General features: G+C 66.5%; 11 protein-coding genes. All 11 read left to right on the forward strand.

The genetic code is table 11. The features are described 5' to 3' along the window. Positions 1-74 precede the first annotated feature (74 nt). The 11 genes from AB7F11_RS03085 to AB7F11_RS03135 all read left to right on the forward strand — a co-directional run bounded on the left by AB7F11_RS03085 (position 75) and on the right by AB7F11_RS03135 (position 13,036). Positions 75-1,652 carry a methyl-accepting chemotaxis protein gene (locus AB7F11_RS03085; RefSeq protein WP_428289199.1) on the forward strand — a complete coding sequence of 526 codons (1,578 nt, stop codon included), beginning with the start codon at positions 75-77 and terminating at the stop codon, positions 1,650-1,652. Positions 1,653-1,700: 48 nt separating this feature from the next. Continuing rightward, entirely contained in the window at positions 1,701-2,879 is a 1,179-nt protein-coding gene (locus tag AB7F11_RS03090; protein ID WP_428289198.1) for a glycosyltransferase, read from the forward strand. 74 nt (positions 2,880-2,953) lie between these two features. Next, positions 2,954-3,751, forward strand: coding sequence for a phosphodiesterase (locus AB7F11_RS03095; protein WP_428289197.1), 798 nt, complete (start codon positions 2,954-2,956; stop codon positions 3,749-3,751). An 87-nt stretch (positions 3,752-3,838) separates the two neighbouring features. After that, positions 3,839-4,513 carry a TetR/AcrR family transcriptional regulator gene (locus AB7F11_RS03100; protein WP_428289196.1) on the forward strand — a complete coding sequence of 225 codons (675 nt, stop codon included), beginning with the start codon at positions 3,839-3,841 and terminating at the stop codon, positions 4,511-4,513. Beyond that, on the forward strand, positions 4,510-5,412 hold the full coding sequence (locus AB7F11_RS03105; RefSeq protein ID WP_428289195.1) for an SDR family oxidoreductase: 903 nt from the start codon (positions 4,510-4,512) through the stop codon (positions 5,410-5,412). Before AB7F11_RS03100 ends, AB7F11_RS03105 begins: the two co-directional genes overlap by 4 nt. A 132-nt stretch (positions 5,413-5,544) precedes the next feature. After that, positions 5,545-7,197, forward strand: a complete 1,653-nt coding sequence (locus AB7F11_RS03110; RefSeq protein WP_428289194.1) for an acyl-CoA carboxylase subunit beta — start codon at positions 5,545-5,547, stop codon at positions 7,195-7,197. Positions 7,198-7,400: 203 nt separating this feature from the next. Next, positions 7,401-8,591 carry an acyl-CoA dehydrogenase family protein gene (locus AB7F11_RS03115; protein WP_428289193.1) on the forward strand — a complete coding sequence of 397 codons (1,191 nt, stop codon included), beginning with the start codon at positions 7,401-7,403 and terminating at the stop codon, positions 8,589-8,591. Beyond that, on the forward strand, positions 8,588-9,478 hold the full coding sequence (locus tag AB7F11_RS03120) for an enoyl-CoA hydratase/isomerase family protein (RefSeq protein WP_428289192.1): 891 nt from the start codon (positions 8,588-8,590) through the stop codon (positions 9,476-9,478). The genes AB7F11_RS03115 and AB7F11_RS03120 overlap by 4 nt, the downstream gene beginning before the upstream one ends. Continuing rightward, positions 9,475-11,391, forward strand: coding sequence for an acetyl/propionyl/methylcrotonyl-CoA carboxylase subunit alpha (locus tag AB7F11_RS03125; RefSeq protein WP_428289191.1), 1,917 nt, complete (start codon positions 9,475-9,477; stop codon positions 11,389-11,391). The genes AB7F11_RS03120 and AB7F11_RS03125 overlap by 4 nt, the downstream gene beginning before the upstream one ends. Further along, positions 11,388-12,548 carry an acyl-CoA dehydrogenase family protein gene (locus AB7F11_RS03130; RefSeq protein ID WP_428289190.1) on the forward strand — a complete coding sequence of 387 codons (1,161 nt, stop codon included), beginning with the start codon at positions 11,388-11,390 and terminating at the stop codon, positions 12,546-12,548. Before AB7F11_RS03125 ends, AB7F11_RS03130 begins: the two co-directional genes overlap by 4 nt. Then, positions 12,545-13,036 (forward strand): thioesterase family protein, encoded by a 492-nt coding sequence (locus AB7F11_RS03135; protein ID WP_428289189.1) that lies wholly within the window; start codon positions 12,545-12,547, stop codon positions 13,034-13,036. Before AB7F11_RS03130 ends, AB7F11_RS03135 begins: the two co-directional genes overlap by 4 nt. Positions 13,037-13,260 lie beyond the last annotated feature (224 nt).

Below are 13,260 nucleotides of genomic sequence, written 5' to 3' on the forward strand. Positions count from 1 at the left end.
AGCCGCCCGACGGCCGGTGGCTCAAGCAGGTTGCCGGCGTGTCGATACATCACCTACAGCCACTTGGAGGACCCATGCTTCACCTGTCACATGCCCCTATTCGCACCCAGTTGTCGGTCCTGCTGACCGTTGCAGCGCTGTTCCTGATCTCGGTGGCTGGTGTCGGCGCGTGGGGTTTGCTGACCAGTGCCTCCATCGCCAAGGCGGGCAACGACGTCAACACACCGCGCCAACGGGTGGGCAACGAGCTGATCAAGGCGGTAAGCGCGCGGGCGGTGGCGGCGCGCAACCTCACCATCGCCAGCAAGCCGGCCGACCGCGAGGCCGAGCTGGCGCGCATCAAACAGGCGCACGACGCCACCCAGGCCGCCGTGCAGGAGCTCAAGGCCCTCACCGCCAGCGCCGACCCGAAGGAGCGCGCACTGGTGGACGCGGTGGTGGCGGCCGAAGCGGCATACGGACCGGTGGCGCTGACCATCACCGGCGTGGCCGCCGGTGGCGACCAGCAGAAGGCTGCCACCATGATCATGGAACTCTGTCGCCCTCTGCTGGCGCAACTGGACCGCGCGGTTGACCAGCTTCTGGCGCACGAAGCCGCCGCCGCTCAACACGACCACGAAAGCCTGCTGGCGGGCACGCGCAGCGCCATGGGCTGGGTGGCTGCGCTGGGCGCGGGCGCGCTGGTGCTGCTGGTGTGGCTGGGTCTGGTGATCACCCGCGGACTGGTCGGCAGCAGCCAGGCCGCCTTGCAGGCGGTGGAGCAGATGGCGGGGGGCAATATGTCGCTGCACCTGCAGACCGATGGCAACAGCGAACCGCAGCGCGTGTTGCGTTCGCTCGATGGCATGGCCCAGCGCCTGCGCGAGGTGCTGGGCAGTGTGCGCCAGGCCTCCGATCAGATCGCCACCGCCAGCAGCGAAGTGGCCAGGGGCGCGCAAGACCTGTCGGCCCGCACCGAGCAGGCGGCCAGCAACCTTGAGGAGACCGCCGCCAGCATGGAGGAGATGACCACCACCGTGCAGCAATCGAGCAGTTCAGCACGCCAGGCGAACCAGCTGGCCGGCGAATCCGCCGAAGTGGCACGGCACGGCGGCGATATGGTCGGCCAGGTGGTGCAGACCATGGCAGACATCCAGCGCGGCAGCAGCCGCATCGGCGAGATCATTGGCGTGATCGACGGCATTGCCTTCCAGACCAACATCCTTGCGCTGAACGCGGCCGTGGAAGCCGCGCGCGCTGGCGAACAAGGCCGAGGCTTCGCGGTGGTGGCTGGCGAGGTTCGCAACCTGGCCCAGCGCAGCGCCCAGGCCGCCAAGGAAATCAAGCAGTTGATCGAGGACTCGAACGCGCAGGTCGAAGGTGGCACGCGCCTGGTGCAGCAGGCTGGCGGCACCATCACCGAAGTGGTGGCCAATGCGCAGCGCGTGAGTGGCATCGTCGGCGAGATCATGGCGTCGAGCGTCGAGCAGGCCGACGGCGTGGCGCAGATCCATGTGGCGGTGTCCCAGCTCGACCACATGACCCAGCAGAACGCCGCGCTCGTGGAGCAGACCTCGGCCGCAGCCACCAGCCTGCAGGAGCAGGCCCGTGTGCTGGCGCAGGCGGTGGCGGTGTTCCGCATCGACGGCGTGACGCGGGAACGATTTGCCTGACGGACGGACCGCCACGGTCCTGACACAAAGCGCCGTTTCAATCGGCGCATGAGAACCGTCGATCTGATCTACTTCAACGCCGGTGGCGGCCACCGCGCCTCGGCGCTGGCCCTGCAAGCCGTGCTCACAGCGCAGGAATGGCCCTGGCAGGTTCGGTTGGTGAACCTGTTCGAAGTGCTCGATCCCCGCCAGCGCTTTCGCGCCATGACCGGCAACGCGCCCGAGGACTGGTACAACCGCCGCCTGGCGCGCGGCTGGACCATCGGCATGGCGCAGGAACTCAAGCTGCTGCAAGGACTCATCCGCCTTTCGCACCCCATGCTGGTGCGCCAGCTCCAGCAGCACTGGCTGCGCACCGAGCCCGACCTGGTGGTTTCGCTGGTGCCCAACTTCAACCGAGCCCTGTTCGAGAGCCTGGCCGGCGCACTGCCCGGTGTGCCCTACGCGACCCTGCTCACCGACCTGGCCGACTTCCCGCCTCACTTCTGGATCGAGCCCGGCCAGTCGCAGCACTTCATCTGCGGCACGCCGCGTGCGGTGGAACAGGCCCTGGCCCTGGGGCACGAAGCCAGCCGCGTACACGCCACGTCCGGCATGCTCATCAGGCCCGAGTTTTACCTGCCGACAACCGGCGATCGCGCGCAGGCGCTGCGCGCACTCGGGCTGGACCCCACCCGCCCCACTGGCCTGGTGATGTTTGGTGGCCACGGTTCGCGCGCCATGGTGGGCATCGCCGAGCGCCTGGCGTCCAGCACACAGCTCATCTTCATCTGTGGCCACAACCACGCGCTGGCCACGCGCCTGGCGGCCTTGCCAATGCAGGCGCCGCGCCACGTGGTTGGCTTCTGTAGCGATGTGCCCCGCCTCATGCAGCTGGCCGACTTCTTCGTCGGCAAGCCCGGCCCCGGCAGCCTGAGCGAGGCGGTGCAAATGGGCCTGCCGGTGATCGTGACGGACAACGCCTGGACCATGCCGCAGGAGCGATACAACGCGCAATGGGTGCGCGAGCAGGGTCTGGGCATCGTGCACCGCAGCCTGCTCACCATCGACCGCGCGGTGGCCGAACTGCTCTGTGATCTCGATGGCTATCGCAGCCGCGTTCACGCGATGCGCAACCGAGCTCTGTTTGAAGTGCCCCACATCCTGGCTCGCATGCTGGCGCAAAGTGACCGCGTTCGCGCACCCTTGGTGCCGGGTCACCGGGCGACGTCGACGTCCGGGGGATAGCCGGCCCCTGGCGCCCAGGTCAGAATGCGCGGGCAGGCGAGCGGCCTGCGCACATGTTTGCGGAGGCCTCATCCATGCTTCTGGCCCAGATCTCGGACCTGCACATCAAGCCGCCCGGCCGCCTGGCATACGGCAAGGTGGACACCGCCGCCCTGTTGCGCGCTGCCGTCGCCAGCCTGACGCGGCTGAGCCCGAGACCGGACGTGGTGCTGGCCACGGGCGACCTGGTCGACGGCGGCCACGCCGAGGAATACGCGCTGCTGCAGGAGATCCTGACGCCACTGGCCGTGCCCTGCTTCGTGGTGGCGGGCAACCACGACGAACGCCACCCGCTGCGAGAGGTTTTCCAGGGTCCGGGATTCGGCTACCTGGATCAGGCCGGCGAGTTCCTTCAGTACGCAGTGGACCTGGGCGGGCTTCGCCTGCTGGTGCTCGACACCGTGGTGCCCGGCGAAGGCCGAGGCCAGCTCTGCCGGGAGCGGCTGCGCTGGCTCGACGAACGCCTGGCCGAAGACCGCCGGCCCACGCTGGTGGCCATGCACCACCCTCCTTTTGCCACTGGCATTGAGCACATGGACGACATGGGGCTGGAAGGCGCCGAGGCCTTCGAATCCATCGTCGCGCCATACGCGCACCTCGAGCGCATCCTGTGCGGCCATCTGCACCGCAGCATCCAGTGCCGTGTGGGCGGCACGATCGCCAGCGTGTGCCCCAGCACTGCCCACCAGGTGGCGCTGGACCTGCGCCCTGGCGCCAGCGGCGCCTTCATCATGGAGCCACCGGGCTACCAGTTGCACCTCTGGCAGGGCGGGCGGCTGATCTCGCACACCTGCCCAGTGGGCGACTTTTCCGGCCCATTTCCGTTTGGCTAGGGGATTTGTCGAGACGGTGACAGGCTGCGGCCATTTTTACAAAGCAAACGCTTGCCGTAAATAGCCGCCACTGCTAAGGTGCGCCCCATGAACCTGGAGTCACCTGACACCGAAACGCCGCGCCGTGCGCGCGGGCGCCCGCGAAAGACCGCCGATGAGCGCGACGACGGCAACCGGCGGCGCGAGCTGATTGAAGGCGCCGCGCGCCTGTTTCGCCAGCAAGGCTTTGCCGCCACCACCACACGCGACATTGCTGCCGCCGTGGGCATGCAATCGGGTTCGCCCTTCTACCACTTCGAGAGCAAGGAGGCGCTGCTGGCTGCGGTGATGCTCGAAGGCATGCACGGCGCCCTGCGGCGCCAGAACACTGCGCTGGCCCTGCTGGACGCAGACGCCTCTGCGCGCGAACGCCTGCGCACCCTGATGCGCAACCACTTCGACGTGCTGCTCGGGCCCGACAGCGACTTCATTCCGGTGATGCTCTACGAATGGCGCTCCATCGACGCAGCGCAGCGCGGCGAGGTGAACCGCCTGAAGGACGAGTACGAAGCGGCCTGGTCGCCGGAACTCCATGCCTTGCACTCGCAGGGCCAGCTGGCGGCCGACCCGGCGCTTGCGCGCCTGATGATCTTTGGCGCGCTGAATTGGTCGGCGCAGTGGTATGTGCCGCCTTCGGGGCGCGGCGCCAAGGCGCGCGGGCGCGCATCGCTCGACGAACTCACCACCGCTGCGCTGCAACTCTTCCTGAAGGAGCCGACATGACCAGCCAGGAACACAGGGGCTACCGCTCGGCGTTTGCGCCGGGCCTGTTCGCCGGCCGCGTGGCCGTCATCACCGGCGGCGGCTCGGGCATTGGCCGCTGCACCGCGCACGAACTCGCCAGCCTGGGCGCGCATGTGGTGCTGATCGGCCGCAACCTCGCCAAGTTGCAGGACGTGGCCGGCGAGATCGTGGCCGACGGTGGGCGCGCCAGCTTCCACGCCTGCGACATTCGCCAGGAAGATGCGGTGCGCACCGTGGTCACCGCCATCGTTGGCGCGCACGGCCGCATTGACCTGCTGGTGAACAACGCAGGCGGCCAGTACATCACGCCACTGGAGAACATCAGCGCCAAGGGCTGGCAGGCGGTGGTGGACACCAACCTGACGGGTGGTTTCCTCATGGCCCGCGAGTGTTATGTGCAGAGCATGCAGGCACACGGTGGGTCCATCGTCAACATCGTGGCCGACATCTGGGGTTCCATGCCTGGCATGGGCCACAGCGGCGCAGCGCGTGCGGGCATGGTGAGCTTCACCGAAACTGCCGCCTTGGAATGGGCCAAGAGCGGTGTGCGCGTGAACGCGTGTGCACCGGGCTACATCGCCTCCAGCGGCATGGACCACTACCCCGCAGAGGCCGGCCCCATGCTGCGTGAGATGCGCGAAACCGTGCCGGCGGGCCGCTTTGGCAACGAAGCCGAAACCTCGGCCGCCATTGTCTACCTGCTCTCACCAGCGGCCAGCTTCGTCAGCGGCGCCGTGCTGCGGGTGGACGGTGCGCGACCGCAGGTGCGCATGGGCTGGGGCCAGGTGGCCGCGCCGCTGGAGGTGCAGTCGCGCGATGCAGTGAAGCCATTTGATGGCTTCCACCGCTACGTGACGCCGAGGGTGTTTCAGGAATGAAAAGATCGCTCATCGAACTGAGCGTCCTGCCGTTCGGACTGATCTCCGCTCTTCCTGAGCCTTTCGAAGGACCGAAGCCCGTGCCCCGGTGTGGGCGACCGCTTCAACAGGCTCAGGGCGAAAGGTTCGCCCATGTTTGAGTCAAGGTTCAACGCGCAGAGCCCGCAGGCGCTGCAACGGCGCGAGGCCATGCTGGCGCGCATCGCGCAACTGCGTGCGCTCGAAGACCGCGCCGCTCAGGCCTCGGCGAAGTCGAAACCTGTGTTCGACAAGCGCGGTCAATTGCTGCCGCGCGAACGCGTGGCCTTGCTGCTGGACCCCGGCACACCCTATGTGCCGCTGTGTTCGCTGGCAGGTTTCCTGCAAGACACGAGAGACCCCGAAAAGTCCGTGCCGGGTGGAGGGATCATCGCTGGCATGGGATTCATTGCCGGCGTGCGCTGCATGGTGGTGGCCAGCGACTCGGGCATCGAGGCCGGCGCCATCCAGCCCCGCGGACTGGAAAAAATCCTGCGTGTGCAGGACATCGCCTTGCAGAACAGGCTGCCCTTCGTTCATCTGGTTGAGAGCGCGGGCGCCAACCTCACCAGGTACAAGGTGGAAGGCTTCGTTCACGGCGGTTCGCTGTTCCGCAATCTTGCGCGACTCTCGGCCGCCGGCATCCCAGTCATCACCGTGCAGCACGGCTCCGGCACGGCTGGCGGGGCCTACATGCCAGGGCTGAGCGACGTGGTCATCATGGTGCGCGGGCGATCGCGTGCTTTCCTGGCCGGGCCGCCACTGTTGATGGCGGCAACCGGCGAAGTGGCGACCGAGGAGGAGCTGGGCGGGGCGGAAATGCACACCTCGGTATCGGGTCTGGGGGAGTACCTGGCGGAGGACGATCGGCAGGCTTTGGGAATGGCGCGCCAGGTCATTGCCTCGGTTCGCAATGCCGATCGGGTTGAGCCTGTCGAATCCCTTCCAGACGCGCTCACCAGCACCCATGCAAAAGCATCGGCAGGCTCAGCCCGGACGGGTGGTGAGGACGATCTCCTCGCCCTCATGCCCCCGCACCACCGCGAGCCCGTGGACATGCGCGAGGTCATGGCCCGCATTGTCGATGGCTCCGACCTGCTCGAATTCAAGGCGCTCTACGGCGCTGCCACGCTGTGCGCGCAGGCCCGCATCGGCGGCCATGCGGTGGGCCTCATCAGCAACAACGGCCCGATCGACGTGGCCGGCGCCAACAAGGCGACGCACTTCATCCAGTGGATGTGCCAGCTTGGCCACCCCATCGTCTATTTGCAGAACACCACCGGCTACATGGTGGGCAAGGACAGCGAGCAGGGCGGCATGATCAAGCACGGCAGCAAGATGATCCAGGCCGTGACGAACGCCACTGTGCCGCAGATCACCATCCAGTGCGGCGCGTCCTTCGGTGCCGGCAACTACGGCATGTGCGGGCGCGGCTACGAGCCGCGCTTCCTTTTCAGCTGGCCGCAAGCGAAAACGGCGGTGATGGGCGGCGAGCAGGCCGCTCGCACCATGCAGATCGTGGCCGAGGCCGCCATGGCGCGCAAGGGCGTCACGCCCGACCCGGGCCACATGCGGGCGCAATTCGACCAGATCGTGAACGTGTTCGAAACCCAGGCCGACGCTTTCTACACCAGCGGTCTGGTGCTCGACGACGGCGTGATCGACCCCCGCGAAACCCGTGCGGTGCTTGGCTTCTGCCTCGACACCGTGGCCGAAGCCAAAGCAAAAACCCTGCGGCCCATGCAATTCGGCGTGGCGAGGATGTAGTGATATCCGTTCGGGCTGAGCCCACCCCGGTTCGGGCTGAGCCCACCCCCGGTTCGGGCTGAGCCCCTCCGTACGGGCTGAGCCCCCCCGTTCGGGCTGAGCCCCCCCGTTCGGGCTGAGCTTGTCGAAGCCTTCACCACCACCCGGGTGAACGCTCCGACAGGCTCAGGGCCAACGAATGATGGTTTGAAAAGGAGACAAAGATGCAGTTCACCCACGAACACCGAGAGATCCAGAAGACGCTCAAGCGTTTCATCGACGAACAGATCAACCCGCAGGTGGAAGCCTGGGAAGCTGCCGAGATCTTCCCCGCCCACGAGGTGTTCAAGGGGCTGGGCAAACTCGGCCTGCTGGGGCTCACCAAGCCCGAAGCCAATGGCGGCGCGGGGCTCGACTATTCCTACGGCATGGCCATGGCCGAAACGCTTGGCCACATCCATTGCGGCGGCGTTCCCATGGCCATCGGCGTGCAGACCGACATGGCCACGCCCGCGCTCGCGCGCTTCGGCAGTGAAGAACTCAAGCGCGACTTCCTGGCGCCAGCCATTGCGGGCGACGTGGTGAGCTGCATCGGCGTGAGTGAGCCGGGCGCCGGCAGCGACGTGGCGGCCATCAAGAGCGTGGCGCGAAAGGACGGCGACGACTATGTCATCAGCGGTCAGAAGATGTGGATCACCAACAGCCTGCAGGCCGACTGGATGTGCATGTTGGTGAACACCAGCGACGGCCAGAGCGGAGCGGGCAACAATTCACACAAGAACAAAAGCCTGGTCATTGTGCCCATGCGCGAGAAGGGCAAGCTCGTCAAAGGCATCGAGGTGGCACAGAAGATCCGCAAGATCGGCATGCACAGCAGCGACACGGGCCTGATCTATTTCGACGAGGTGCGAGTGCCGCAACGCTACCGCATCGGCCAGGAAGGTGCGGGCTTCATCTACCAGATGCAGCAATTTCAGGAAGAGCGCCTGTGGTGCGCCGCCAGCACGCTGCAGAGCCTGACCAACTGCATCGAATGGACCGTGGAGTGGGCACAGGAGCGCAAACTCTTCGGCGCCAGCCTGGCCGACCAGCAGTGGGTGCAGTTCAAGCTGGCTGAGCTCAAGACGGAGGTGGAAGCCTTGCGCGCGCTCACCTACCAAGCGTGTGAACACTACATCGCCGGCGAAGATGTGACCGAGTGGGCCACCATGGCCAAGCTCAAGGCCGGACGGCTGAACCGCACCGTGCCCGACACCTGCCTGCAGTTCTGGGGCGGCATGGGTTTCACGCTGGAGAACAAGGTCTCGCGCATGTACCGCGACGGGCGACTGGCGTCCATTGGTGGCGGCGCGGACGAGGTGATGCTCGGCATCCTGTCCAAGATCATGGGCATTGCAAAGAGGCCTCTCAAATGAACCCGCAGTTTCTGGTCGACCGCCACGGTGACACCGAGCGCTGGACGCTCAACGATGCTGCCACCCGCAATGCTCTGAGCGACGCGATGGTGCTCGGCCTCTACGAGGCCATCCTGCGTGCGCAGAAAGATGGCGACCTTCGCTTCATCGTGCTCACCGGCTCCCCTGGCGCCTTCAGCGCGGGCGGCAGCCTGGGCAGCTTCGCCAGCGCCATCGGCCAGGCACTGGCTCCGGGCGAGGACGATCCGCTCGTCCAGCTCAACCGGATGTTCGGCGATGCGCTGCACGCCCTGTGCGAACTGCCGCAGCTGCTGGTGTGCGCGGTGGATGGCCCTGCGATGGGTGGCGGATTCGGGCTGGTGTGCTGCGCCGACCATGTCATCGCCACACGGCGCTCAACCTTTGGCGCGCCCGAGGTGACGCTCGGTCTGCCGCCGGCGCAGATTGCGCCCTTCGTCTGGCAACGCCTGGGTGAAGTCACGGCGCGACAGTGTCTGCTGCAGGGTCGCATCTACCGTGCCGAGGAGGCGCAGGCACTCGGTCTGGTGGACGAATGGGTGGACGACGATGCACTTGTGGCCACGGCATCCGAACGCCTTCAGGCCTTGCGGCGCGCAGCACCCGGTGCCGTGGCGAGCACCAAGCAGCTGCTGAAACGCCTGCGCGGCCGCACGCCGGACCTGAGAGACGAAGCCGCCATCGCCTTTGCCAGCGCCCTCCGGAGCCCTGAAGCCGCAGCCGGCCTGGCCGCGTTTTCGAGCAAGCAGCCGGCACCCTGGACTCACGCCCCCCCGCGCTCTGCCGCTGCACAAGTCGCTGCCTCCCAAGAGCGAAGATCCGGCTTGGGGCGGGCCGTCGCCGGATCGGGCGGGAGCGACACGAAGTGAAGCGCCTCCTGATTGCCAACCGGGGCGAGATCGCCCGCCGCGTGATGCGCACCGCGCACGCCATGGACATTGACACCGTGGCGGTGTACTCGGAGCCCGACGCCCGGGCACTGTACGTGCGCGAAGCCACCACCTCTTTTGCGCTGGGTGGCACGAGTTCGGCCGACTCGTACCTGCGCGTGGACCGCCTGTTGCAGGCTGCCATTGCCACCGAGGCTGATGCGGTGCACCCGGGCTACGGCTTTCTCAGCGAGGACGCGGATTTCGCACAGGCGGTGCTCGATGCCGGCCTCATCTGGGTTGGCCCGCCTCCCTCTGCCATCCGCACGCTGGGCAGCAAATCTGCTGCCAAGGCGTTGGCGCGAACGCTGGGCGTGCCTTGCCTGCCGGGCTATTTCGGCAGCGATCAAAGCGATGCAGCCTTCCTCGCTGAAGCCGGGACCATTGGTTTTCCGTTGATGGTGAAGGCGGTGGCCGGCGGCGGCGGACGCGGCATGCGCCTGGTGACCGAAGCCGCGCAACTCTTGCCGGCCTTGCACAGTGCGCGCTCCGAAGCCCTGGCGGGTTTTGCCAACGGCGACCTGCTGATCGAGCGCGCCCTGCTTCGCCCCCGACACGTGGAGGTGCAGGTGTTCGCCGACACGCACGGGCACTGCATCCACCTGGGGGAGCGCGACTGCTCGGTGCAACGGCGTCACCAGAAGATCGTTGAAGAATCACCCAGTCCTGCCGTATCGCCTGCGTTGCGCGCCGAGCTGGGCCGCTGCGCGGTGGCGCTGGCACAGTCGGCGGGGTATGTAGGCGCGGGGACGGTGGAGTTCCTGCTGGAGGGTGAGCAGTTCTTCCTGATGGAGATGAACACCCGCCTGCAGGTTGAGCACCCGGTCACCGAGGCGCTGACCGGCCTGGATCTGGTGGCCTGGCAACTGCGCATCGCTCGTGGTGAAGCGCTGCCCCTCACGCAGGACCAAGTCCAATTCAAAGGCCACGCCATCGAGGTCCGCCTGTGCGCCGAAGACGAGCACCACACCCCGCACACCGGCCGTGTTCTGCACTTCGTCGAACCCAGGGAAACGCTTGGCCTGCGGTTCGACCACGCACTCGAAGCCGGCAGCGAAATCACGCCCCAGTACGATGCCATGCTGGGCAAGCTGATTGCGCACGCACCCACGCGCGCCGAGGCCATCGAGCGCCTGGCCCGAGCGCTGGACCGCACGCAATTGCTCGGACTGCCCACCAACCGTGCATTCCTGGCCGCCTGCCTGCGCCACCGGGTGTTTGCGGCAGGCGATGCGCTCATTCCCTTTCTGGCCGAACACGGCGACGCCATTCGCGATGCCTTGATGCCACCAGCCGACGCCGTGCTGGCGGCTGTACTCGCCGCCACGTTTCACGATCGGCAACCCGCCTGGGCCCTGCCATGCCCGTTCGCGCGAACGCTCCGATGGCGGCATGTCGAGCAGACGATGGAGCCTGTGGTGCGCGAAATCGGCCACGGCGCACTGAGCGTGACGCTGGGCGAGCGCATCGCGTTGGCCAGGATGGCAAGGGACCGCGTGCTCATCGACGATGTGTCCTGGCCCGTCGCTGTGGCGCCTCTGGGAGGAGGCCAATGGCAAGTTCAGGTGGGCGCTCACGCACTGGAACTCACCGATCTCAGCCACAGACCGCGCAAGCAAGCCGCGAGCTCCAACGCCGCACGCGAATTGCGCGCTCCGTTCAACGGCACGCTCATTGCCGTCCACGCCGAATCGGGCGCAACCGTGGCCCGGGGCGCACCATTGCTGGTGATCGAGTCAATGAAGCTCGAACACACCTTGAGCGCACCGAACGACCTCACCGTGGAAAGCCTCCTGGTGACTGAAGGGCAGCAGGTGACGCCCGGACAGCTGCTCGTCACGTTTTCCGCATGAGCTCCAACCTACAGTTCACCGCCGAAGATCGCGCGACGCTGGTCCAGACCGCGAAGCGCTTCGCCACCCAGGCCATGGCGCCGCACGTCAACGCATGGGACGAAGCGGGCGAGTTCCCGCGCGCGCTGCACCTGCAAGCCGGTGAACTCGGTCTGCTGGGCTTGGGCTACCCGGAGCACCTGGGCGGCACGCCCGCCCCCTGGCGCATGCGCAACGTCATGTCGCAGACGCTGGCGCGCTTCGGCGGCAGCGGCGGCGTCATGGCCAGCCTGTTCACGCACAACATCGCCCTGCCGCCCGTCCTCAAACATGGCTCGGGCGAGCTGCAGAACGAAGTCATTCCGCCCGTATTGCGCGGTGAGCGGATCGCGGCTCTCGGCATCACCGAACCCGGCGCGGGCTCCGACGTCGCCGCACTTCGCACCGCAGCGCGGCTGGACGGCGACCAGTATGTCGTCGACGGCGAGAAGGTCTTCATCACCTCGGGCATGCGTTGCGACTGGATCACGCTCGCGGTGCGCACCGACCCGACCAGCAAGGGCGCTCACGGCATCAGCATGCTCGTGGTGCCCTGCAATGCCCCGGGCGTCTCGCGCAGTCGACTGCAGAAAATGGGCTGGCATTGCTCGGACACCGCACAACTGCGGTTTGATGGCGTGAGAGTCCCTGCGCGAAACCTGCTCGGCGATGAGGGCGCCGGCTTTCGGATGATCATGACCAACTTCAACGGTGAGCGCCTGGCGATGTCCGCCATTGCGCTGGGTTTTGCGCAAGCCTGTTTCGACGAAGCCCTGGCCTGGGCACGACAACGCAACACCTTCGGCGCGCCGCTCATCGAACGCCAAGTGATCCGTCACAAGTTCATGGACATGCAGATGCGCATCCAGTCCACTCAGGCCTGGCTGGACACCCTGGGTGGGCGGGTGGACGAAGGTGACGACGGTAGCGACTGGGTGGCCCAGGTCTGCCTGCTGAAAAACCACGCCACACAGGCCATGCAGTTCTGCGCCGATGCCGCGGTTCAGATCCTGGGTGGCATGGGTTTCATGCGCGGCACCGTCAGTGAACGTGTGTACCGGGAGGTCAAGGTCATGATGATCGGCGGCGGTGCCGAAGAAATCATGAAGGAACTGGCCGCACGACAATCGAGCCTATGAGTAAATCCAACGCCCCCCTCGCAGAATCCATCGAATTCGACACCGAATTCATCGACGCCCTGAAGCACATCTTCGAAGTCAAAATCACCTTCAACCATGTGCTCGGCCTGAGGATCACCAGCATCCGTCCCGAACTCGTGACCGGCCGCATCGACATGAAGCCCGACCTGATGGGCAGCTTCGTGCACAACCGAATGCACGGCGGGGTGGTAAGCGCCGCTCTCGACGCCATGGCCGGACTGGCCTGCATGGCCGCCATGGGCGCCCGCCACATGGACGAAGCTCCCTTGCAACGCCTGCAGCGCTTCGCCAAACTCGGCACCATCGACCTGCGCGTGGACTACCTGCGCCCTGCCATCGGCCCTCACTTCGAACTGCGCGCCGAAGTCATGCGCCTGGGATCTCGCGTCGCGAGCACGCGCATGGAGTTTCTCGGAGCCGATGGAAAGCTGCTATCCACAGGAGCGGGCGCTTACATCGTGTCTTAGCGCCCAGCGGTTGAGCTCATCCAAAGAGGGGCAAATGGCCATAGCAACGAGTCCAGTGCCGATGGACTGGGCTAGCCACGCGAAACTGGAAGCCCAGAAAGCCCAAACCCCCAGGTACCGAAGGGTACGAGGGGGTTTGGGGGGCTGGATTAAGAGCCTGACGATGACCTACTTTCACACGGGAACCCGCACTATCATCGGCGCAAAGGCGTTTCACTGTCCTG

It is taken from the genome of Hydrogenophaga sp., from assembly GCF_050250835.1.
GTDB lineage: Bacteria > Pseudomonadota > Gammaproteobacteria > Burkholderiales > Burkholderiaceae_C > Hydrogenophaga.

What these genes read in the sequence shown, in the direction of transcription:
- AB7F11_RS03085 (WP_428289199.1), top strand. Translation starts at nt 75, where the DNA reads ATGCTTCACCTGTCACATGCCCCTATTCGCACCCAGTTGTCGGTCCTG.
- AB7F11_RS03090 (WP_428289198.1), top strand. Translation starts at nt 1,701, where the DNA reads ATGAGAACCGTCGATCTGATCTACTTCAACGCCGGTGGCGGCCACCGC.
- AB7F11_RS03095 (WP_428289197.1), top strand. Translation starts at nt 2,954, where the DNA reads ATGCTTCTGGCCCAGATCTCGGACCTGCACATCAAGCCGCCCGGCCGC.
- AB7F11_RS03100 (WP_428289196.1), top strand. Translation starts at nt 3,839, where the DNA reads ATGAACCTGGAGTCACCTGACACCGAAACGCCGCGCCGTGCGCGCGGG.
- AB7F11_RS03105 (WP_428289195.1), top strand. Translation starts at nt 4,510, where the DNA reads ATGACCAGCCAGGAACACAGGGGCTACCGCTCGGCGTTTGCGCCGGGC.
- AB7F11_RS03110 (WP_428289194.1), top strand. Translation starts at nt 5,545, where the DNA reads ATGTTTGAGTCAAGGTTCAACGCGCAGAGCCCGCAGGCGCTGCAACGG.
- AB7F11_RS03115 (WP_428289193.1), top strand. Translation starts at nt 7,401, where the DNA reads ATGCAGTTCACCCACGAACACCGAGAGATCCAGAAGACGCTCAAGCGT.
- AB7F11_RS03120 (WP_428289192.1), top strand. Translation starts at nt 8,588, where the DNA reads ATGAACCCGCAGTTTCTGGTCGACCGCCACGGTGACACCGAGCGCTGG.
- AB7F11_RS03130 (WP_428289190.1), top strand. Translation starts at nt 11,388, where the DNA reads ATGAGCTCCAACCTACAGTTCACCGCCGAAGATCGCGCGACGCTGGTC.
- AB7F11_RS03135 (WP_428289189.1), top strand. Translation starts at nt 12,545, where the DNA reads ATGAGTAAATCCAACGCCCCCCTCGCAGAATCCATCGAATTCGACACC.